This is a genomic window from Streptomyces sp. NTD107 (genome assembly GCF_059510435.1).
Map to the genome: position 1 here is coordinate 164,648 of NZ_JCAJZV010000005.1, position 21,584 is coordinate 186,231.

General features: G+C 72.4%; 20 protein-coding genes. 16 read left to right on the top strand and 4 right to left on the bottom strand.

What is annotated here, in order from left to right; translation table 11 throughout:
* The first annotated feature begins 20 nt into the window (after window positions 1–20).
* The 14 genes from AC5WRL_RS12955 (at window position 21) to AC5WRL_RS13020 (ending at window position 16,692) form a co-directional block, all read left to right on the top strand.
* Complete coding sequence (locus tag AC5WRL_RS12955) at window positions 21–2,456, top strand: ATP-binding SpoIIE family protein phosphatase (protein WP_496088608.1); 2,436 nt, start codon at window positions 21–23, stop codon at window positions 2,454–2,456.
* 481 nt (window positions 2,457–2,937) lie between these two features.
* Window positions 2,938–3,771 carry a M55 family metallopeptidase gene (locus tag AC5WRL_RS12960; protein WP_496088609.1) on the top strand — a complete coding sequence of 278 codons (834 nt, stop codon included), beginning with the start codon at window positions 2,938–2,940 and terminating at the stop codon, window positions 3,769–3,771.
* Complete coding sequence (locus tag AC5WRL_RS12965; protein WP_496088610.1) at window positions 3,764–5,128, top strand: M20/M25/M40 family metallo-hydrolase; 1,365 nt, start codon at window positions 3,764–3,766, stop codon at window positions 5,126–5,128. The genes AC5WRL_RS12960 and AC5WRL_RS12965 overlap by 8 nt, the downstream gene beginning before the upstream one ends.
* 11 nt (window positions 5,129–5,139) lie before the next feature.
* Window positions 5,140–7,167: a prolyl oligopeptidase family serine peptidase gene (locus AC5WRL_RS12970; RefSeq protein WP_496088611.1), complete on the top strand. Its 2,028-nt coding sequence runs from the start codon at window positions 5,140–5,142 to the stop codon at window positions 7,165–7,167.
* Window positions 7,164–7,709, top strand: a complete 546-nt coding sequence (locus AC5WRL_RS12975; protein WP_496088612.1) for a DinB family protein — start codon at window positions 7,164–7,166, stop codon at window positions 7,707–7,709. Before AC5WRL_RS12970 ends, AC5WRL_RS12975 begins: the two co-directional genes overlap by 4 nt.
* A gap of 104 nt (window positions 7,710–7,813) precedes the next feature.
* Window positions 7,814–8,236, top strand: a complete 423-nt coding sequence (locus tag AC5WRL_RS12980; RefSeq protein WP_496088613.1) for a CBS domain-containing protein — start codon at window positions 7,814–7,816, stop codon at window positions 8,234–8,236.
* Between the two features lie 82 nt (window positions 8,237–8,318).
* Window positions 8,319–8,564, top strand: coding sequence for a hypothetical protein (locus AC5WRL_RS12985; protein ID WP_496088614.1), 246 nt, complete (start codon window positions 8,319–8,321; stop codon window positions 8,562–8,564).
* A gap of 96 nt (window positions 8,565–8,660) precedes the next feature.
* A complete protein-coding gene (locus AC5WRL_RS12990) occupies window positions 8,661–10,733 on the top strand; it encodes a DUF5107 domain-containing protein (RefSeq protein ID WP_496088615.1) in 2,073 nt (690 codons plus the stop codon).
* Window positions 10,734–11,060: 327 nt separating this feature from the next.
* Complete coding sequence (locus AC5WRL_RS12995; RefSeq protein ID WP_496088616.1) at window positions 11,061–11,822, top strand: DeoR/GlpR family DNA-binding transcription regulator; 762 nt, start codon at window positions 11,061–11,063, stop codon at window positions 11,820–11,822.
* A gap of 79 nt (window positions 11,823–11,901) precedes the next feature.
* Complete coding sequence (locus AC5WRL_RS13000; protein WP_496088617.1) at window positions 11,902–13,266, top strand: ABC transporter substrate-binding protein; 1,365 nt, start codon at window positions 11,902–11,904, stop codon at window positions 13,264–13,266.
* The gene (locus tag AC5WRL_RS13005; protein WP_496088618.1) at window positions 13,263–14,213 is read left to right on the top strand and encodes a carbohydrate ABC transporter permease; all 951 of its coding nucleotides are present in this window, start codon (window positions 13,263–13,265) and stop codon (window positions 14,211–14,213) included. Before AC5WRL_RS13000 ends, AC5WRL_RS13005 begins: the two co-directional genes overlap by 4 nt.
* Entirely contained in the window at window positions 14,210–15,112 is a 903-nt protein-coding gene (locus tag AC5WRL_RS13010) for a carbohydrate ABC transporter permease (protein ID WP_496088619.1), read from the top strand. Before AC5WRL_RS13005 ends, AC5WRL_RS13010 begins: the two co-directional genes overlap by 4 nt.
* A complete protein-coding gene (locus tag AC5WRL_RS13015) occupies window positions 15,109–16,098 on the top strand; it encodes a zinc-dependent alcohol dehydrogenase family protein (RefSeq protein ID WP_496088620.1) in 990 nt (329 codons plus the stop codon). Before AC5WRL_RS13010 ends, AC5WRL_RS13015 begins: the two co-directional genes overlap by 4 nt.
* An 84-nt stretch (window positions 16,099–16,182) precedes the next feature.
* The gene (locus tag AC5WRL_RS13020; RefSeq protein ID WP_496088621.1) at window positions 16,183–16,692 is read left to right on the top strand and encodes an anthrone oxygenase family protein; all 510 of its coding nucleotides are present in this window, start codon (window positions 16,183–16,185) and stop codon (window positions 16,690–16,692) included.
* Between the two features lie 373 nt (window positions 16,693–17,065).
* Here the strand turns inward: AC5WRL_RS13020 and AC5WRL_RS13025 are convergent, their stop codons facing one another.
* The 3 genes from AC5WRL_RS13025 to AC5WRL_RS13035 form a co-directional block, all read right to left on the bottom strand.
* Window positions 17,066–17,884: an SDR family NAD(P)-dependent oxidoreductase gene (locus tag AC5WRL_RS13025; protein WP_496088622.1), complete on the bottom strand. Its 819-nt coding sequence runs from the start codon at window positions 17,882–17,884 to the stop codon at window positions 17,066–17,068.
* Between the two features lie 71 nt (window positions 17,885–17,955).
* The gene (locus AC5WRL_RS13030) at window positions 17,956–18,621 is read right to left on the bottom strand and encodes an SDR family NAD(P)-dependent oxidoreductase (RefSeq protein ID WP_496088623.1); all 666 of its coding nucleotides are present in this window, start codon (window positions 18,619–18,621) and stop codon (window positions 17,956–17,958) included.
* Window positions 18,622–18,698: 77 nt separating this feature from the next.
* Window positions 18,699–19,226: a MarR family winged helix-turn-helix transcriptional regulator gene (locus AC5WRL_RS13035; protein ID WP_496088624.1), complete on the bottom strand. Its 528-nt coding sequence runs from the start codon at window positions 19,224–19,226 to the stop codon at window positions 18,699–18,701.
* Window positions 19,227–19,343: 117 nt separating this feature from the next.
* Between AC5WRL_RS13035 and AC5WRL_RS13040 the strand changes: the two genes are divergently transcribed.
* Window positions 19,344–19,718, top strand: coding sequence for a DoxX family protein (locus AC5WRL_RS13040; RefSeq protein ID WP_496088625.1), 375 nt, complete (start codon window positions 19,344–19,346; stop codon window positions 19,716–19,718).
* A gap of 61 nt (window positions 19,719–19,779) precedes the next feature.
* On the top strand, window positions 19,780–20,538 hold the full coding sequence (locus AC5WRL_RS13045) for a dioxygenase family protein (protein ID WP_496088626.1): 759 nt from the start codon (window positions 19,780–19,782) through the stop codon (window positions 20,536–20,538).
* A gap of 82 nt (window positions 20,539–20,620) precedes the next feature.
* Here AC5WRL_RS13045 and AC5WRL_RS13050 read toward each other — a convergent pair whose 3' ends face one another.
* The gene (locus AC5WRL_RS13050; RefSeq protein ID WP_496088822.1) at window positions 20,621–21,493 is read right to left on the bottom strand and encodes an alpha/beta fold hydrolase; all 873 of its coding nucleotides are present in this window, start codon (window positions 21,491–21,493) and stop codon (window positions 20,621–20,623) included.
* Window positions 21,494–21,584 lie beyond the last annotated feature (91 nt).

The window sequence follows — 21,584 nt, forward strand, 5'->3', positions numbered from 1 at the left end:
CCCTCGCCAATGAAGGAGAGATGGTGGCCGCAGAGCCGGAAATCCCCCAGCAGCGTGACCCCGCACTCCCCGACACCCGCACATCGCTGTCCGGCCGGATTCCGCTCGCGGTGGCGGTCGTCGACACCGCGGGCCGCATATCCCATTGGAGCAGCGGAGCCCGCAAGCTGTTCGGATTCCGCCGGGAGGAGGCGGTCGGCCGGATCGCCGCGGAGATCGTCCCGGTCACCGGCGTCCTGGACGCCCCCGGCTACCCCACCGCCGGCCGCTTCCGCACCCACGGCCAGGGCGAGCCCGGCGCGTCACCGCGCGGCAGCGGCGACATCCTGTGGTGGACGTACCCGCTGCCCGCGCCCGACGACCGCCCCGGCGGCGTACTGATCCTGGCCACCGACGCCACCCCGCTGCGCTCCGTCGAGGGCACCACCGCCGCCCCCGGCGACAAGGTCGGCGCCGGCTTCGCCCGGCACACCGACTTCGACCACGCCGAAGACCTCGCCCGCGGCCTCCCGGAGATCATGCCCGGCATGAGCCCGCAGGAGAGCGGCGTCATCGTCGAGCGGATCCTGGCCCTGGGCTACCCCGTCCTGGAGCTCAGCCGGCACACCCGGGTCCCCGTCACCCCGGACTGGGGCGTCCCGCGCCGCGCCGCCCGCCGCGCCCGGCTGCTGCGCGCCGTCACCGAGGCCGGGCTTGAGCCCGACCCGGAGTTCGACCTGGAAGCCGACCTGGAGTACGCCGCCGTCCGCGAGCGCCTCGAATTCCTCAACGAGGTCAGCTCCCGCATCGGCTCCTCCCTCGACCTGGGCCGCACCATCGAGGAGGTCAGCCAGGCCGTCGTGCCGCGTTTCACCGATGTCGCCGGCACCTATCTGCGCGAACAGGTCATCGCCGGCGAGGGCTTCCCCGACGGCCCGCCCGACACCTCCACCCTGTGGCACCGGGTCGCCGTCGAGCACACCGACGAACCGGGCCGCTGGGACGACGTGGTGCCGGTCGGCGAATCCATGACCTTCCCCGCCAACACCCCCTTCTTCCAGTGCATGACCAGCGGCGAGCCCGTCCTGGTCCCACGCGTCACCGAGGAGATGGGCAACGCCATCGCCGCGCAGTTCGACAAGCGCGACATCCGCCCGCTCATCAACCACCGCTCCATGCTGGTCGTCCCGCTCAAGGCCCGGCAGGTGGTGCTCGGCTTCATGATCCTGCTGCGGCACCGCACCCGCCCCGAGTTCCACGACATGGACCGGGTCACCGGCGCCGAGCTGGCCGCCCGCGCCGGGCTCGTCCTCGACAACGCCCGCATGTACACCTACCAGGAGAATGTCGCCGACACCCTCCAGGACAGCATGCTGCCGCGCATCGAGCCGCGGACGGCAGGCTGCGACACCGCCACCCGCTACCTGCCCGGCACCCGGCTGGGCCGGGTCGGCGGCGACTGGTTCGACACCATCCGGCTGCCCGGCTGCCGTACCGCCCTGGTCGTCGGCGACGTGATGGGCCACGGCCTCAACTCCGCCGCCATGATGGGCCAGCTGCGTACCGCCGTCCAGACCATGGCCGCCCTGGACACCGAGCCCGCGCAGCTGCTGCGTTCCCTGGACGACCTCGCCCAGCGGCTCGGCGACCACTACCTGGCCACCTGCCTCTACGCGGTGTACGACCCGGTCCGCGGCGAGCTGCGGATCGCCAACGCCGGGCACATCCCGCCGGTGCTGGTGCGGGCCGCCGACGGCCGCAGCGAGCTGCTGGAGCTGCCCTCCGGCGCGCCGATCGGGGTGGGCCGGGTCGCGTTCGAGTCGGTCACGGTTCCGGTCGGCCCCGGCGACCGGCTCGTGATGTGCACGGACGGGCTGATCGAGGTACGCGGCCAGGACATCGGCGCCGGGCTCGCCGCACTGTGCGAATCCGCCGCCCACCCGGCCGCCTCCATGGACGCCGCCTGCGACACCATCATCCGCACCCTGGCCTGCGCCACCACCCCCGAGGACCGCAAGGACGACGTGGCGCTGCTGATGGCCCGGCTCAACGGCATCGCCGCCCGGGACGCCGCGCTGTGGCGGCTGGCCACCGCCCCCCAGGAGGTCGGCCGGGCCCGTCGCCTGGTCCGCGACCAACTGCGCAGCTGGGGCCTGTCCGCCGTGGCGGACACCGCCCAGCTGCTGGTCAGCGAGGTGGTCACCAACGCCGTACGGCACGCGCGGAGCGGTCCGGTGGAGCTGCGGCTCGTGCGCTCGGACGCGCTGCTGTGCGAGGTCGCCGACGACGGCCCCGAGCTGCCCGTGCTGCTGAACGCCCGGGAGAGCGACGAGGCGGGGCGCGGCCTGTCCGTGGTCAGCCGGCTGGCGAGCGGCTGGGGCACCAGCCGTACGGACCGGGGCAAAACGGTATGGTTCGAGCTGCCCTTGCCGCCGGCCGGTCGCCGGGCCCGCCGGACGGGCGCGGAGCCGGGCTGAGCGACGCCTGGGAGAGCTTCTGGCGGGCCGCCCCGGAGGTACGGGCCAGGTCTTCCGGGCCGCGGGGTCCAGCGTGGCCGGGGGCGGCATCTGCCGCTGTTCGCACCGCACTTGGCCGAGCCTTCCGCAGGGACCGGTCCCGCGCGGCGGCGTGCCACCGCCGCCCGCCGCCCGCCGCGTGTGATGGGCCGTAGGCGTCGGTGGGGCAGGGCACCTGCCGCCCGTTGGGGACCGGCCCCGCGCCCTCGGCGCCGGGACCCCGGACCCCGCCGGCTGCCCGGCACCCATCGGGGGCCGACCCCCCGCTGTCGGCGCCGGGGCCGGCCCTGCTCCGCCGCGCCGCGCCGCGCGGCCCGCTGCTCTCCCGGCCGGCCGCCGCGCCCCGGTTCCGTGGCGCGTCTGCGCCGGTCGGGGGCCATCGGCGGGCCGTTCCGCGACGGCGCCTTCCCCCTGGCAGGGCGAGCGCGTAGCCTGACGCGGCATGAAGATCTTGATCTCCGCCGACATGGAGGGGGCCACCGGAGTCACCTGGCCCGCCGACTGTCTGCCCGGGCGGCCCGAGTGGCAGCGGTTCCGGCCGGTCTTCACCTCTGATGTGAACGCCGCCATCGCCGGGTTCTTCGACGGCGGCGCCGACGAGGTCATCGTCAACGAGGCGCACATGACCATGCGCAACCTCCTGCTGGAGCAGCTGGACGACCGCGCCGTGCTGCTCACCGGCCGGCACAAGGAACTGGGCATGGTCGAGGGCGTCCAGCGCGGCGACATCGACGGCATCGCCTTCGTCGGCTACCACTGCGCCGCCGGAGCCGAAGGCGTCCTCGCCCACACCTACCTCGGCAGCTGCATCACCGGCGTCTTCGTCGACGGGGTACGTGCCAGCGAGGGCCTGCTCAACTCCCTGGTCGTCGCCGAGTACGGCACCCCGGTGGTGCTGGTCACCGGCGACGACCTCACCTGCGTCGACGCCCAGGGGTACGCGCCGCAGGCGCCCGCCGTCGCCGTCAAGGACCATGTCTCCCGGCACGCCGCGATCTGCCGCACCCCCGCCCGTACCGCCGCCGACATCCGCACCGCCGCCGCGCGCGGCGCCGTGCTGGCGCACCGGCACGACCCGGCGCCGCCCAAGGACCGCACCGTCGAGGTGGAGTTCGACGCCGAACAGCTGGCCGGCGCCGCCACCTTCGTCCCCGGCGTGGAGCGGACCGGGCCGCGCCGGGTGGCGTACACCGCGCCCACCATGTACGAGGGCATCCGCTGCTTCAAGGCGCTGACCACGCTGGTATCCAACGCAGTTGAGGAATGGTATGGCTGAGCACCACCCGCACGCACCGCACGCACCGCACGCACCGCACCACATCGATGAGATCGCGCTGGAGGAGGCCGTCACCTTCACCAGCGATCTCATCCGCATCGACACCACCAACCGGGGACAGGGGGACGGCCGCGAGCGGAAGGCGGCCGAGTATGTCGCCGAGCGGCTGACCGAGGCCGGACTCGACCCGATACTGCTGGAGAAGGCTCCCGAGCGCACCAATGTGGTGGCCCGCATCGAGGGCACCGACCCGTCCGCCGACGCCGTTCTCGTCCACGGCCACCTGGACGTGGTACCCGCCGACCCCGCCGAGTGGTCCGTCGATCCCTTCTCGGGGGAGATCAGGGACGGCGTGGTGTGGGGCCGCGGCGCCGTCGACATGAAGGACGCCGACGCCATGGTGCTGGCCACCGTACGGGCCTGGGCCCGGGCCGGCATCCGCCCGCGCCGCGACATCGTGCTCGCCTTCACCGCCGACGAGGAGGACTCCGCCGAAGTCGGCTCCGGCTTCCTCGCCGACCACCGCCCCGAACTCTTCGAGGGCTGCACCATCGGCATCAGTGAGTCCGGCGCCTACACCTTCCACCCGGGCGACGGCCGGCGCATCTACCCGGTGGCGGCCGGCGAACGCGGCACGGGCTGGCTGAAGCTCACCGCAGGCGGCCGTGCCGGACACGGCTCGCGCGTCAACCACGAGAACGCCGTCTCCCGGCTCACCGCCGCCGTCACCCGCATCGGCGACCACCAGTGGCCGCTGCGGCTGACCCCCACCGTCCGCGCCGCGCTCACCGAACTCGCCGCGCTGTACGGGCTGCCGCTGCCCGACCTCGACGACGACGACGCCGTGGAGCGGCTGGTCGCCGACCTCGGCCGGGCCGGCACGCTGGTCGCCGGCGCACTGCGCAACAGCACCAACCCCACCATGCTGGACGCCGGTTACAAGGTGAATGTCATCCCCGGCTCGGCCACGGCGCACATCGACGGCCGGCTGCTGCCCGGCACCGAGGAGGAGTTCGCCGCCACCCTGGACCGGCTCACCGGCCCCGACGTGGCCTGGGAGTACTACCACCACGAGCCGGCTCTGCAAGCCCCCGTGGACACCCCGGCGTTCGCCGTCCTGCGCGAGGCGCTGCTGCACTTCGACCCCGGCGCGCACGTCATCCCGTACTGCATGTACGGCGGCACCGACGCCAAGCAGTTCTCCCGGCTCGGCATCCAGGGCTACGGCTTCATGCCGCTGCGGCTGCCGGAAGGCTTCGACTACCAGGCGATGTTCCACGGCGTGGACGAGCGGGTCCCCGTCGACGCCCTGCACTTCGGCACCCGCGTCCTTGACCGTACGCTGCTCGCCCTCTAGGAGGCCGCACCATGGCGCACGACCGTTACGGAACCTGGCCCTCGCCCATCGACGCCGCCCTGGTCGCCGCCCATGACGGCAAGCCCGAGTATCTGGGCGCCGTCGGCGAGGAGCTGTGGTGGACGGCGCCGCGCCCCGCCGAGGGCGGCCGGCGGGCCCTGGTGCGGCTCCGCCCGGACAGTGGCGGGGTCACCGAGACGGTGCTGCCCGCGCCGTGGAACGCCCGCAACCGGGTCATCGAGTACGGCGGCCACCCGTGGGCCGGCATCGCCCGGCCCACCGGCGGGCCGCTGGTGGTCTTCACCGACTACGGCGACCAGCGGGTGTACGCGCTGGAACCGGACGCCCCCGGCGGGCCGGTGCCGCGCCCGCTGACCCCGGCGGGGGGCGCGGGAGGCGCCGGGCGTGAGCTGCGCTGGTGCGATCTGCGCCCGCACCCCGAGCGGGGCGAGGTGTGGGCGGTGCTGGAGGAGCACGGCGCGGACGGAGCGGACGGCGCGGTGCGCCGGGTGCCGGTCGCCATACCCCTGGACGGCTCGGCCGCCACCGACCCGGCCGCGCTGCGCGAACTCGCCCCGGCCGGACACCGTTTCCTCTCCTGCCCCCGGCTCTCCCCGGACGGCCGCCGCGCGGTGTGGCTGGCCTGGGACCACCCCCGGATGCCGTGGGAGGGCACCGAGCTGAAGATCGCCGACCTCGGCGCGGACGGGCGGCTGAGCGGGGTACGCACCCTGGCCGGCGGCCCCGACGAGGCCATCGCGCAGGCCGAATGGGCCCTGGACGGCACCCTGTTGGCCACCACCGACCGTACCGGCTGGTGGAATCTCCACCGCATCGACCCGGACACCGGGGCGGCCGATCACCTGTGCGCGCGGCAGGAGGAGTTCGCCGAGGGGCTGTGGCGGATCGGCTGGCGCTGGTTCGCCCCGCTGGACGGCGGGCTGATCGCCGTTCTGCACGGCAGGGGCGGGTTGCGTCTGGGCATCCTGGACCCGGCGAGCGGTGAACTCGCGGACGCCCCCGGTGCCTGGGGCGAATGGGCGCCGGCGCTGGCCGTGCAGGGCAGCCGGGTCACCGGCATCGCGGCCGGGCCGCACACCGGCTGGGAGATCGTGCAGTTGGACACCGCCACCGGACGCACCCGGGTGCTGGCCGAACGCCACCATGATGCCGTCGATCCCGGCTACTACCCGCGGCCGGCGGCCCGTACGTTCACCGGCCAGGACGGGCGGGAGATCCACGCCACCGTTTACCCGCCCACCCATCCGCACACCACCGCCCCGCCGCCGGACGAGGAACTGCCCCCGTACGTCATCTGGGCGCACGGCGGCCCCACCTCCCGCGCCCCGGTCGTCCTGGACCTGGAGATCGCCTACTTCACCTCGCGCGGCATCGGTGTGGCCGAGGTCAACTACGGCGGCTCCACCGGCTTCGGCCGCGCCTACCGCGAGCGGCTGCGCGAACAGTGGGGCGTGGTGGACGTGGCCGACTGCGCCGCCGTCGCCCGCGCGCTGGCGGCCGAGGGCAGCGCCGACCCGCGCCGGCTCGCCATCCGCGGCGGCAGCGCCGGCGGCTGGACCGCCGCCGCCTCCCTCACCTGCGCCGACACCGCCGGCCTGTACCGCTGCGGCACCATCAGCTATCCGATCCTGGACCTGGCGAGCTGGACCGGGCCCGGCACCCACGACTTCGAGTCCCGCTATCTCGACTCGCTCATCGGCCCGCTGGAGAAAGTCCCCGAGCGCTATCACGACCGCTCCCCGGTGCACCGGGCGGACCGGATCGCGGTGCCGTTCCTGCTGCTGCAAGGACTTGACGACGTGATCTGCCCGCCCGAACAGGCCGACCGGCTGCTGGCCGCGCTCGCCGAACGCGAGGGCCCCACCGTGCCGCACGCCTACCTCACCTTCCCCGGCGAGGGCCACGGCTTCCGCCGCGCGGACACGATCAGCCGCGCCGTCGAGTCCGAACTGGCCCTGTATCTGACGGCCTTCGACATCTCCCACCCGGCCGCCCCCGTACTGGAGCTGCGCTCATGACCCCCATACCGCCCCCCGAGGCACCCCAGGAGCCCGGGAAGCACCTGCGGGATCCGCGTGAATTGCTGCTCGGCTATCTCGACCACTACCGGGAGGTGGTGCCGGCGAAGGTGGCCGGGTTGCCGGAGGAGGAGATGCGCCGCTCCCGGCTGCCCTCGGGGTGGAGCCCGGTGGAGCTGATCTGGCATCTGGCGCATGTCGAGCGGCGCTGGCTGCGCTGGGGTTTCCTGGGGGAGGAGGTGGACCGGCCGTGGGCGGACTGGGGGCGCGGGCCGGGGGACGAGGAGGAGCGCTGGGCGGTGCCGGAGGGGGTGAGTACCGCCGAGGTACTGGAGACCTATCACCGGTATGTGGCCGATTCCCGGGCGATCACGGCGGACGCCGCGCTCAGTGATGTGGCGGTCGGCGGCGGGCGGTTCGGTCCGGCGAACGAGGCGCCGGCGCTGAGCTGGATCCTCTTCCACCTGCTCCAGGAGTACGCCCGGCACGCCGGTCACCTGGATGTCGTACGTGAGCTGGCGGACGGTGTCACGGGAGAGTAGCGAACCGGGACAAGTCGGACTACGGTGGAGGGAACGCCGCGATGGGCTCCGATCGCGTGCCCGCGTGGTGAGTACGCGAACGCGAATGCAAAGGAGTCCCCGCCATGACCACCGCCGCGGACATCATGAGCCAGGGTGCCCAGTGCATCCCCATGACCGAGACCCTGGACCGCGCCGCCCAGCTGATGCGCGAGCTGAAGGTCGGCGCGCTGCCGGTCTGCGACGCGGACGACCGGATGCAGGGCATCATCACCGACCGCGACATCGTCGTGAAGTGCATAGCCGCCGGCCACGACCCCTCCCGGGTACGGGCCGGTGATCTGTGCGAGGGCACCCCGCGCTGGATCTCCGCCGATGCCAGTGCCGAGGACGTGCTGAGCGAGATGGAGACCCACCAGATCCGCCGGCTGCCGGTCGTCGACGGCAGCAAGAATCTGGTGGGCATGATCAGCGAGGCCGATGTGGCCAGGACCCTGGACGACAGCCAGGTCGCCGGGTTCGCCGGCCGGGTCTACGCCGCCTCCTGAGCCCCCGGGCGCCCGCCCGCCGCCGTACCCCCGCCGCGCCGCTCGACGGGCGGGCGGCGGCGGGCGCCGCCATGCTGGGGCCATGGCATCCAGTTCGAAACCCCAGAAGGCCAGCGGCAGCACCCCGCTCGGGGACTTCTTCACCCCCGGCCGGATCCTCGCCCTGCTGGTCGCCGTGCTCGCGCTGGTCTTCATCTTCGAGAACACCCGCAAGACGAAGATCCGGCTGCTGATCCCCGAGGTCGTCATGCCGCTGTGGGTGGCCCTGCTGGCCACCGGCCTGATCGGGCTGTTCCTCGGCATGTATCTGGTGCACCGCAGAAGATAAACCCCCAGGGCCCTCTTTCACCCGACTGGGTGACCGTGTTCCATGGTCATCGCAGCGCCGGTCGCCCGGCCGGGGGTGAGGGGAGCGAGGGGACCCATGACAGGGACAGGAACCGGAAGCGCGGCCGGACCCGGCACCGGACCCGGGACCGGACCCGGGACCGGACCCGGGACCGGACCCGGCACCGGGAGCGCCACCACCATCCGCCGCGGCACGCTCACCCTCCCCGCCGCCCCGCTGGGCCCGCCCAACCCGCTGCCGCCGCTGTTCCCGCTGGACGAGACGCACCGCCTCGCCCCCGCCGAACTCGCCGCGCTGCCGCCCGACGCCGCCCGGCAGGCCACGTACGCGCCCCTCACCTCCGTGCTGCCCACCCCGCTGCACGACGGGTACGGCCGCACCCGGGCCACCACCGGGATCGCGACCCTCGTCATCGAGAACGACCGGCTGCGCGCCACCGTGCTGCCCGGCTGGGGCGGCCGTATCCACTCGCTGTTCCACAAGCCCACCGGCCGCGAACTCCTCTACACCAACCCGGTGCTGCAACCGGCCAACTTCGCCCTCAACGGCGCCTGGTTCTCCGGCGGCATCGAATGGAACATCGGCGCCACCGGCCACACCACCTTGTCCTGCGCCCCACTGCACGCCGCCGCCGTCCCCGCCCCCGACGGCGGGCAACTGCTGCGGCTGTGGGAGTGGGAGCGGCTGCGCGACACCCCCTTCCAGGTCGACCTGTGGCTGCCCGCCGACTCCGACTTCCTCTACGTCGCCGTTCGCATCCGCAACCCACAGGACACCGGCACGCCCATCTACTGGTGGTCCAACACCGCCGTCCCCGAACACCCCGGCACCCGGGTCCTGGTCCCCGCCGAGGAAGCCTGGCACTTCGGCTACGAGCGCCGGCTGCGCCGCGTCCCCGTCCCCGGCGCCCCGGACGGCCCCGACCGCACCCGCCCGGCCCACGGTGACCACCACCCCGCCGACTTCTTCTACGACGTGCCCGCCCCGGCCCGTAAATGGATCGCCGCCCTCGACGACGACGGCCACGGCCTCGTCCAGACCTCCACCGCCGCCCTCCGGGGCCGCAAGCTGTTCGTGTGGGGCACCGGCCCCGGCGGGCGCCGCTGGCAACGGTGGCTCACCGAGCCCGGCACCACCGGCTACGCCGAGATCCAGGCCGGCCTCGCCCGTACCCAGCTCGAACACCTCCCGCTCCCGCCCGGCGAGGACATCAGCTGGCTGGAGGCGTACGGCCCGCTCACCGCCGACCCCGCCCGCACCCACGGCGCCGACTGGGCCGCCGCCCGCGCCCACACCGAGCAGGCGCTGGCCGCCGCGCTGCCCGCCGCCACCCTCGACGCCGCCTACGCCGCCTGGCGCCCGCACGCCGACCTCGACCCCGCCGAGCCGCTGCACACCGGCAGCGGCTGGGGCGCCCTCGAAGTCGCCCGGGGTGGCTACGAACTGCCCGGCACCCCCTTCGACCCCGCCGCGCTCGGCCCCGAACAGCGCCCCTGGCTGGAGCTCCTGGACACCGGCCGGCTCCCCGGCCACGCGCTGCCCGCCGCCCCGCCCGGGCCCACCCTGGTCTCCCGCGCCTGGCGCGAGAAGCTCGAATGCGCCGCCCCCGGCGTGCCGCTGACCGACTACCACCTGGGCATCGCGCAGTGGCACGCCGGCGACCTGGCGCAGGCCGTCCGCAGCTGGGAACGCTCCCTGGCGGCCGGCCCCAGCCCCTGGCCGCTGCGCGCCCTCGCCGTCGCCGATGCCCGCGCCGGGCACCCCACCCGGGCCGCCGAACGGGCCCTGACCGCCGCCGAACTCGCCCTAGCCCTCGCCGCCGCCGAATCCGCGATCCCCGAGCCCGCGCTGGCCGCCCTCGCCACCGAAGCGGTCACCGCCCTGCTGACCGCCGGCCGCCCGGACGCCGCCCGCGCCCTGCTGGAACGCCTGCCCGCCCCCGTACGCGCCCGGGGCCGGCTGCGGCTGCTGGCCGCCCGCGCCGAACTCGCCCTCGGCCACCGCGACGCCGCCCGCGCCGTCTTCGCCGAGAACTTCGAGATCCCCGATCTGCGGGAGGGCGAGGAATCCCTGCACACCACCTGGGCCGCCCTCACCGACGAGCCGCTGCCCGCCCACTACGACTTCCGGATGCGCCCCGGGCAGTGACCCGCGAGCGGCCCGGGAAGCGACCCCAAGAGCCCTCCGCGGCCCGCCCGGATCACGCCTGAACGACCGTACGGGCACGGTCCGCCGGACCGTACGGGCCCGAAACGGGCACCACCCGCGCCCGTGCGGGCGTCCGCCCGGAGCACGGAAAGCGCTGTCCGCGCACGGCCCGAAGCAGACATCACCCTGATCGAACGGGCACAACCGGGCACGAAAACCCGAACACCTGGTCTGTTCCACGCCCCGTTCCCAACGGTAGAACTCTCCAAGCGGCCCGAACGGGCAGCAACAGCAGAGCAGCTGTGCGGGTAAGGAGCGTGGACGTCAATGACCGCTGAGGAACGCCAGCGCGCCATCGTCGGCGCGGCACGCCGCGCGGGCTCCGTCGAAGTGGGCGCCCTCGCCGAAGAACTCGGCGTCGCCAAGGAGACCGTACGCCGCGACCTGCGCGCCCTGGAGGCCCACGGACTGCTGCGCCGCACCCACGGCGGCGCCTACCCCGTGGAGAGCGCGGGCTTCGAGACCACCCTCGCCTTCCGCTCCACCATGCACGTCCCCGAGAAACGGCGCATCGCCGCAGCAGCCGCCGAACTCACCGGCGAGGCCGAGACCATCTTCATCGACGAGGGCTACACCCCCCAGCTCATCGCCGAATCCCTGCCCAGGGACCGCACCCTGACCGTCGTCACCGCCTCCCTGGCCATCGCCGGCACCCTCGCCACCGTGCCCGGCTTCAATGTCCTGCTGCTCGGCGGCCGGGTGCGCGGCGGCACCCTGGCCACCGTCGACCACTGGACCACCCGGATGCTGTCCGGCTTCGTCATCGACCTGGCGTTCATCGGCGCCAACGGCATCTCCCGCGAACACGGCCTCACCACCCCCGACCCGGCCGTCAGCGAAGTCAAACAGCAGGCCGTACGCGCCTCCCGGCGGCGGGTGTTCGCCGGCGTGCACACCAAGTTCGGTGCCGCCAGCTTCTGCCGCTTCGCGTCCGTCACCGATCTGGATGTGATCGTCACCAGCACCAGCCTGTCCACCGCCGAGGCCCACCGCTACACCCTCCTCGGCCCGCAGGTCATCCGCGTCTGAGCAAGCCCCTTTCTCTCGCCCCACGCCCCCCAGCGGGCGGTGCAACGCCGCACGCCCGGAACCACCAGGAGTACCGACCATGCGCCGCAGTCAGAGCCGACGCGCCATCCGTACCGCAGCCGCCGTCACCACGGCCGGCGCCCTCCTCGCCGCCTGCGCCGGAGCCGGGGGAGGCTCCGGCTCCGGCGGCGGCGAGAGCATCAACGTACTGATGGTCAACAACCCGCAGATGACCCAGCTGCAACGCCTCACCGCCGAGCACTTCACCAAGGACACCGGAATCACGGTGAACTTCACCGTTCTCCCGGAGAACGAGGTCCGCGACAAGATCAGCCAGGACTTCGCCAACCAGGCCGGCCAGTACGACGTCGCCACCATCAGCAACTACGAGACGTCCATCTACGCCCGCAACGGCTGGCTCCACGAGCTGGACCCCTACCTGCGCGACGACACCGACTACGACGTCCAGGACATCCTCACCCCCATCCAGCTCTCCCTCACCGGCGAGGACGGCAAGCTCTACGCCCAGCCCTTCTACGGCGAATCGTCCTTCCTGATGTACCGCACCGACGTCTTCGAGGAGCACGGGCTGACCATGCCCGAGCGCCCCACCTGGACCGAGGTCGCCGACCTCGCCGCCCAGGTCGACGAGGCCGAGGACTCCATGAAGGGCATCTGCCTGCGCGGCCTGCCCGGCTGGGGCGAGGTCATCGCCCCGCTCACCACCGTCGTCAACACCTTCGGCGGCACCTGGTTCACCGAGGACTGGCAGGCCCAGCTGGACTCGCCCGAGTTCACCGAGGCCACCCAGTTCTACGTCGATCTCGTCCGCAACCACGGCGAGGCCGGCGCCGCCCAGGCCGGCTACGCCGAGTGCCTGAACAACATGGTCCAGGGCAACACCGCCATGTGGTACGACGCCACCGCCGGCGCCGGCTCCCTGGAGGCCGACGACTCCCCGGTGGCCGGCAACATCGGCTATGTGCCCGCCCCCGTCGAGCAGACCGCCTCCTCCGGCTGGCTCTACACCTGGGCCTGGGGCATCCAGGCGGCCTCCAAGAAATCCGACACCGCCTGGGAGTTCATCTCCTGGGCATCCGGCAAGGAGTACGAGCAGCTCGTCGGCGAGACCGTCGGCTGGTCCGACGTCCCGGCCGGCAAGCGCGCCTCCACCTACGAGAACGCCGACTACCAGGAGCAGGCCGCCGCGTTCTACCAGGTGACCCACGACGCCATCGCCGAGGCCGACCCGGTCAACCCCGGTGTCCAGCCCCGCCCGGTGCCCGGCGTCCAGTTCGTCACCATCCCCGAGTTCGCCGACCTGGGCACCAAGGTCTCCCAGGAGATCAGCGCCGCGATCGCCGGCCGGCAGAGCGTCGAGGACGCCCTCGCCAAGTCCCAGAGCCTGGCCGACGCGGTCGCCGAGGAGTACCGCAACCGATGACCGACGCACCGACCGCCCAGCAGGCGGCGGTGGCGCCTTCGCCCGGGCCCAGCACCCGGGCGAAGGCATGGGCCACCCGCGCCCCGCTGCTGCCCGCCCTGATCTTCATGATCGTGGTCACCCAGCTGCCCTTCGTGGCCACGCTGGTGATCTCCCTGTTCGACTGGAACGCCCTCTACCCCGACGACCGTTCCTTCAACGGCCTCGGCAACTTCTCCACCGTGCTGTCCGACGACGCCCTGCGCTCATCGGTCACCACCACCGTGCTGCTCACCGCCTCCGTGGTGCTCATCAGCCTGCTGCTCGGGCTCGCCATCGCCCTGCTGCTGGACCGCAAGTTCCGCGGCCGGGGCCTGGTGCGCACCATGATGATCACCCCGTTCCTGCTGGTGCCGGTGGCCGCCGCCCTGATGTGGAAGCACGTCCTGTACAACCCGGAGTACGGGCTGCTCAACGGCACGCTGGCCTGGCTCGGCGACCTGCTGGGCTTCACCCCGCCGCAGCCCGACTGGATCTCGGAGATGCCGCTGCCGGCGGTGGCGGTGTCGCTGATCTGGCAGTGGACCCCGTTCATGACGCTGATCCTGCTGGCCGGCCTCCAGAGCCGCCCGCTGGAGCAGTACGAGGCGGCCCGCCTCGACGGCGCGAGCGGCTGGCAGCTCTTCCGCTATCTGACGCTGCCGCATCTGCGCCGCTATCTGGAGCTGGGGGCGCTGCTCGGCTCCATCTACATCGTCCAGAACTTCGACGCGGTGTTCACCATCACCCGGGGCGGCCTGGGCACGGCGAACCTGCCGTACGCGATCTACGAGGAGTTCTACCAGGCGCAGGACTACGGGGTGGCCTCGGCGGCCGGCGTGCTGGTGGTCATCGGCTCGCTGATCATCGCCATGTTCGCGCTGCGCGTGGTGTCCTCGCTCTTCCGCGAGGAGGGAAGCCGAGCATGAGCACGACGACAACCGCACCGACCCCGCCGACCACCGGCGGGCCCGTACGGAAGCCGGCGGCCACGACCGTACGCCGCCCCTCGCGGGTCCGGTCGGCGATCCCGGCGTTCCTGGCCTGGCTGGCCGGGCTGATCTTCTTCCTCCCGGTGGCCTGGATGGTGCTCACCTCCTTCCACTCGGAGTCGGACGCCGCCAGCAACCCGCCGGCGCTGACCGCGCCGCTGACGCTCGACAGCTACCGGGAGTTCTTCAGCTCGGAGGGCGCCAGCCCGTGGCCGCCGCTGATCAACTCGCTCACCGCGTCGGTCGCCTCCACGCTGCTGGTGCTGCTGCTGGCGCTGCCGGCTGCGTACGCGCTGTCGATCCGCCCCGTGAAGGGGTGGCGGGACGCGATGTTCTTCTTCCTGTCCACGAAGATGCTGCCGGCCATCGCCGGGCTGCTGCCGCTGTTCCTGTTCGCCAAGAACATCGGCTTCCTGGACAACATCTGGCTGCTGGTCCTGCTCTACACCTCGATGAACCTGCCGATCGCGGTGTGGATGCTCCAGTCCTTCCTCGCCGAGGTGCCGCCCTCGCTCATCGAGGCGGCGCAGATCGACGGCGCGCGACTGCCGGCCATCCTGCTGCGCGTGGTGGGCCCCGTGGTGCTGCCCGGTATCGCCGCCACCTCGCTGATCTGCTTCATCTTCAGCTGGAACGAGATGCTGTTCGCCCGGGTGCTCACCGGCGTCACCGCCCAGACCGCCCCGGTGTTCCTCACCAGCTTCATCACCAGTCAGGGCCTGTTCCTGGCCCAGGTGTCGGCCGCGTCCCTCGCCATCTCCCTGCCGGTGCTCGCCGCCGGTTTCGCCGCCCAGGACAAGCTGGTCCAGGGCCTGTCGCTAGGAGCAGTCAAGTGAAAGCCGCACTGATCGAGTCCGTGGGCAAGGTCTCCCTGACCACCATCCCCGACCCCACCCCGGGGCCGCGCGATGTGGTGGTGAAGGTCGCCGCCTGCGGGCTGTGCGGCACCGATCTGCACATTCTCCAGGGCGAGTTCGCCCCGACGCTGCCGATCGTGCCGGGGCACGAGTTCGCGGGCGAGGTCGTCGGCACCGGCAAGGACGTCACCGAGGTCGTCATCGGCGACCGGGTGGCGGTGGACCCCTCGCTGTACTGCTACGAGTGCCGCCCCTGCCGCAGCGGGCATGCCAACATGTGCGAGCGCTGGGGCGCCATCGGCGTGTCGGTGCCGGGCGGCGCGGCCGAGTACGCGGTGGCGCCGGTCGCCAACTGCGTCAAGCTGCCCGAACACGTCCGCACCCAGGACGCGGCGCTGATCGAGCCGCTGTCCTGCGCGGTGCGCGGCTACGACGTGATGAACTCGGTGCTCGGCGCCCGGGTGCTGATCTACGGCTCGGGCACCATGGGCCTGATGATGCTGGAGCTGGCCAAGCGGACGGGGGCGAGCGGCGTGGACATCGTCGACATCAACCCGGACCGGCTGGCCACCGCCCGCACCCTGGGCGTCAGCGCGGCGGCCGGTTCGGCGGACGAACTGGACCGGCCGCAGGGCTGGGAGATCGTCATCGACGCGACCGGCAACGCCGCCGCCATCCAGGACGGTCTGGGGCGGGTGGCGAAGGCCGGCACCTTCCTCCAGTTCGGCGTCGCGGACTACGCGACCAAGGTCACCATCGAGCCGTACAAGATCTACAACCAGGAGATCACCATCACCGGCTCGATGGCGGTACTGCACAGCTACGAGCGGGCCGCCGACCTGTTCGCGAGCGGCGTCCTGGACCCGGAGGTCTTCATCAGCGACCGGCTGCCGCTGGACCAGTACCCGCAGGCGCTGGACCAGTTCGCGAAGGGCATCGGCCGCAAGATCGTGGTGACCCCGTAGCCGGGTAACGGGCTGGACGCCGGAACATGGAGCCGCGACCCTCGGCCATGGAGGGGCGCGGCTCCGCGCGGTTGACTGACCGGCATGGCAATCCTGGCGGCGGCCCTGCTGGCCGCGACCCTGGTGCTGGCGGCCTGCGTGGCCGGCGTGTTCTTCGCCTTCTCGGTGGCGGTCATGCCCGGCCTGAACGCCCTCGACCCGGCCCAGTCGGTGGCGGCGATGCAGAGCGTCAACGAACGCATCCTCAACCCGCTCTTCCTGGGCGCCTTCGTGGGCGCCCCGTTGCTGGCCGCCCTCACCGGGGTGCTGCTGCTGACGATGGGGGAGCGGGGCGCGGCGCTGGCGCTGTTCGCGGCGACGGGGGCGTACGTGCTCGGCGCGTTCGCCCCCACCGCGATCGTCAACGTCCCCCTGAACGACGCCCTGGCGGCGGTCGGCACCCCCGCCTCGGCGGAGCAGGCGGCCCTGCTGTGGGCCGACTACGCCCCCCGCTGGACCACCTGGAACACCACCCGCGCCGCCTTCGCCGCCCTCACCGTGCTGCTGACGGCGCTCGGCCTGTATCTGTGGGCCCGCGCGCGCGGCAGGGGTTAGGACCGTCTGATGGATCCCGCCCGGCCCGCGATGCCTGGCACCGGAGGCGCCCCCCAGGCGCTCAAGGGCCTGGGGCGCCTCGCCTCGCTCTTGCCTTGGCCTGGGGGCGGTAGGGGCGGGTGCGTTTGTGGGCAATCCCTGCGGCGTGCAGTGTTCCGCGCCAGGCCGGCCCATCGCTTGGCGGTGGTGGGTGGGACCTGGAAGCGTTCGGCCGCGTGTCGTGGAGGCCGCCCGTCGCGCACCACGCGGCTTTCCGGTCCCGCCGGGAGGAACGCGGGGTTCGGCGGATCTCGGACGATGGAACACGAGACCCGCGAGCAGGCCGGCTTGGTGAGGACCGCGAGTGGGCGGGCCGAGGCCGGGCGAGGTGTGGTCAGGCTCCGGTGAGGGCACGGCAGGTGTCCATGAGTGCCTGGGTGGTCGCGGTGTCCAGGGCGATCGGCGCGCGCTGCTCGAAGCGGCCGGGCCTGCCCCAGTAGAGCGGGGACTGCCAGGTGTCGCTCCGGGTGGCTTCGACGACATTGTGCGCGGCGGTCTCGACGGAGTCGAACATGATCGGGCCGAGGACCTTGGCGCCGGCCCGCATGTACCAGGGTGCGGAGCGCATGATGTCGGTCTTGACGGCGCCCGCGTTGATCACCCCGGCCGCGAGGCCCGGTTCGGTGTGGGTGAGGTGGGCGGCGTAGTGGTGGTTGCCGAGCTGTACCGGCTTGCGGTCGCGGTTGAAGTTGAAGGCCGGGAACTCGGGGAAGCGGGCGAAGTCGGCCTCTTCGGTCGGCGCGACCGCGGCGGTCATCAGCAGCGCGAGGGGGCGCTCGGCACGGCGCAGCGCGGGCAGGAGGAGTTGGGTGAGGTGGTAGCGCGAGAGGTAGTTGATCGCGAAGAACGGGTGGAGCCCGTCGGCGGTGCGGCTCTCGGCCATGGTGAGCACGCCGGTGGTGTGGATGAGGGCATTGAGGTTCGCGTGTTTGTCGAGGATGCGGCGCGCGGCGTTGCGGACGCCGTCGTGCGTGGACAGATCTGCTGCGATGAATGACGCGCGGCTGGCGGCGGCGCCGAATGAGGCGAGAGCTGCTTCGCCCTTGCGCGGGTCGCGGCCGAGTATGACGAGGCGGTGGCCGTCGGCGAGGAGGGTGGCGGCGGCCTGGCGGCCGATGCCGCTGTTGCCGCCGGCGATGACGATGGTCTTCATGGTGCTCCGCAACAATTGGGGGCGGGCGGCCCCGGACCCGGCCGGCGCCGCCCGTGGTCGGTGAGACGGTCTCAGGCGCCGATGACGTGCTCGGCCTGGTCGCGGCTGGTGTGCAGGTTCCAGTAGTCGAGGGCGATCTCGTCGGGCGCACGGTGCGGAACACCCTCGGGGGCCTGGGCGCCGATCATGAGGTTGATGGCGACGTTGGCCACGTAAATGCCGTGCTCGGCAAGGGTGTTGTGGAGGTTGAGAGCCCAGTTGCGCTGTCCGGCCTGGGCGATGTTGGTGTCAGCGAGCATCGGATACGGGGTGATGGCGCCGCCGCCGGTGGTGAACAGCACGGTGCCGGAGCGGGCTTCGAGCATCCCGGGCAGCACGGCCTGTACGGCGGCGACGGCCCCGTACAGCAGACTGCCGATCTGCGGGCGCAGGGTGTCGAGGGTGACGTCCTTGGGCGCGGTCATGGTCAGGCCCGCGTGCGGCGAGAACTCCAGCACGTCGATCTTCCCGAACCGGGTCATCGCGCTCTGCAGCGCGCCGGCGAGCTGGGCCGGGTCGGCGACGTCGGCGGCGAAGCCCTCCGCGGCGACCCCGGTTTCGGCGAGCTCGGCTACCAGGGCGTCGAGCTTGTCTTTGCTGCGGGAGATCAGGGCGACGTCGTAGCCGTGGCCGCCGAAGACCTTGGCGATGGACAGACCGAGGCCGGGACCGGCACCGACGATGGCGATGGTGGGCATGGCAAAGCTCCTTGCGGTGGAGGCGGGACCCCGACCGGAGGGCCGGGTGAAAGTTCGGGGGTGCACGTGGGCGGGACTCAGTCCCGGTCCGCCCGCGGCGTGGCGCCGGGCGGCGCCCAGTCCGTGGGGCACGGCGCGTCGAGCGCGCCGAGGATGCGCTGGGAGACGGCGCCGAGCTGCCGCTGCTGCGCCTTGGTCAGTGGGTCGAAGACCAAGCGGCGCACCGCGTCGACATGACTGGGGGCGGCGACGGTGACTTTCTCCATGCCGTCGTCGGTGAGCGTGGCCAGAGTGGCACGCCCGTCGGACGGGTCGGGGCGGCGCCGCACCCAGCCACGCTTCTGCAACCGGATGACGACGTTGGAGAGCCGGGAGAGCGTGCTGCCCGCGTACTGGGCGAGTTCGCTCATCCGCAGGGTGCGCTCCGGTGCCATCGACAGGGCGGACAGCACCACGTACTCGAAGTGGGCGATGCCCGCGTCGTGCTGCATCCGTGCCTCAAGGGCGGCCGGGAGCTGGGTCAGCACGTAGGCGAACGCGTACCACTGCTGCTGCTCATCAGGGTCGAGCCAGCGCGGCTCGGAGGTGTCCGGTGCGTCTTCCATGCCGCCAATGTACTCCAAGCATGGAACAAAAGGCGAGCCGATTTACTCATAGCTTGAAGTGAATGTGCGATACGGTTGCTCCATGCTTGAAGTTACTGAATGGAGGGGCCAGACACGATGAACGTCTTCTTGTGGATCGTCGCGGGCCTGTTGGCCGTGGTGTTCCTGATGTCCGGGGCGATGAAGCTGAGCCGCTCGCCGCAGCAACTGGCCGCCTCCGGCCTCGGCTGGACAGCAGACTTCGCAGCCGCACCGGTCAAGGCCATCGGCGCCCTTGAGGTCCTCGCCGCCATCGGCCTGATCCTGCCGCCACTCGTCAACGTCGCGGAGGTCCTGGTGCCACTGGCGGCCACGGGCCTTGGCGTGCTGATGCTCGGCGCGGCCGTCACACACGGCCGCCGCAAGGAGCCCGGGATGATCACCGTCAACGTCGTCCTGCTGGCCCTCGCCGCCGTTCTCGCCTGGGGCCGCTTCGGCCCGCACGCCCTCTGACCCCTGCGCGATGACCACCGGCCCGCCCTGAACGCGGGCCGCGAACCGAAAAGGAACAGCAATGCTCTCCGAGGAGAACAACGGTGTCATCACCACCGACGCGCAGGTCGCCGCGTTGCAGGCCATCCTGGCGGCCCACGGCCAACCGGCCACGGATGTCCTGGCCGGTGCCGATGCGGGCCGCGAACCCGCCACGGGCGTCTCCCCGCAGACGACCGAGGGGCCCTACTACGTGTCCGCCGACGGCGAGGGGCGGCAGCGGGTGGACATCGCCGAGGGCCGCCCCGGTGTTCCGCTCCAGCTGAGGATCACCGTGGTCGACGCCGACCAGGGTGCACCGGTCCAGGGCGCCGAGGCCGACGTATGGCACTGCGACGCGCTCGGCTACTACTCCGGGCACCTCGCTCACGACCCGGACACGCTGCCGACCATGAACAAGTCCGGCCACGTCCCGCCTACCGACGCCTCACGCTTCCTGCGCGGCACCCAGCACACGGACACCGACGGAACAGCCGGCTTCGACACCATCTATCCGGGCTGGTACTTCACCCGCAGCATCCACATCCACCTCAAGGTCCGCATCGACGGCGGGGAGGTGTACACCGGGCAGCTGTACCTGCCGGAGGAGTACAACAAGGCCATTGAGGCGTTCCCGCCCTACAACCAGCACATCACGCTGGAGCGGCTGCCCAACGCCGATGACCTCGTCTACCGGTCCGCCGGCGGCAAGGACCTGCTCCTGCACGTACAACCGGTGGTACCTGGTCATCTGCAGGACGGACTCATCGCGTCATACAGCGTGACCGTCGCCTCTTTCTGAGAGTCTGCCGTGCCGCCCCGCTCTTGCCGGCGTGGCGGCACGGCCCGGCGGTAACCGCTCCTGACCTCTGTGCGCAGAACACCTAGCGCAGGAGCAGCCCCCGCAGCCGCCCGGCGATCTCGGCCGGGGCCTCCTCCGCCATGAAGTGCCCGAAGCCGACCGTCTCGTGCCGCAGATCCGCCGCCCAGGCGCCCCACAGCGCCGCCGCGTCGAAGCCCAGCGCCGCACCCCAGTCCTGCTGGAGCACGGTCACCGGCATCCGCAGCCGGTTCCCCGCCGCCAGGTCGGCCCGGTCGTGGTCGATGTCGGCGCCCGCGGAGGCCCGGTAGTCGGCCACGATGGAGTCCACCGAGGCACGGCAGGCACTGAGGTACGCGCCCCGTACCTCGTCCGGGATCGCCGCCGGATCATGCGCCCAGCTGTCGAGGAAATGCCCGAAGAACGCGTCCGGGGCGGCGCCGATCAGCCGCTCCGGCAGCCCCGGCGGCTGGGCCATCAAGAAGAGATGGAACCCGATCGCGGCCGTCACCCCGTGCATGACCTCCCACATGTCCAGGGTCGGCAGCACGTCCAGACAGGCCAGATGCGTGATGGCGCCGGGGTGATCGAGCCCGGCCCGGAAAGCGACCAGCGCGCCACGGTCGTGCCCCGCCAGCGCGAAGCGGTCATGGCCCAGCGCCCCGGCCAGGGCGACCACATCGGCGGCCATGGCGCGCTTGGCGTAGTCGCCGCCGGCCGGCTTGTCGCTGTCCCCGTACCCGCGCAGATCGGGGCAGATGACGGTGTGATCGGCCGCCAGATCGGCGGCGACATGCCGCCACATCAGATGCGTCTGCGGGAACCCGTGCAGCAGCACGATCGGCGGCCCCGAGCCGCCGGTGGCCACGTTCAGCGCCACCCCGTCCGCGACCGTCACCCGCCGGTACGCGAACCCCTCGATGACCACACCCGCCATGTCACTCACCGTCACTCACTCTTTCGCTGGGAAGGGAAGGAACCCGACGTCGCCACCCTCCCCCGCGCGAATGAGCAGCCGATGAGTACGG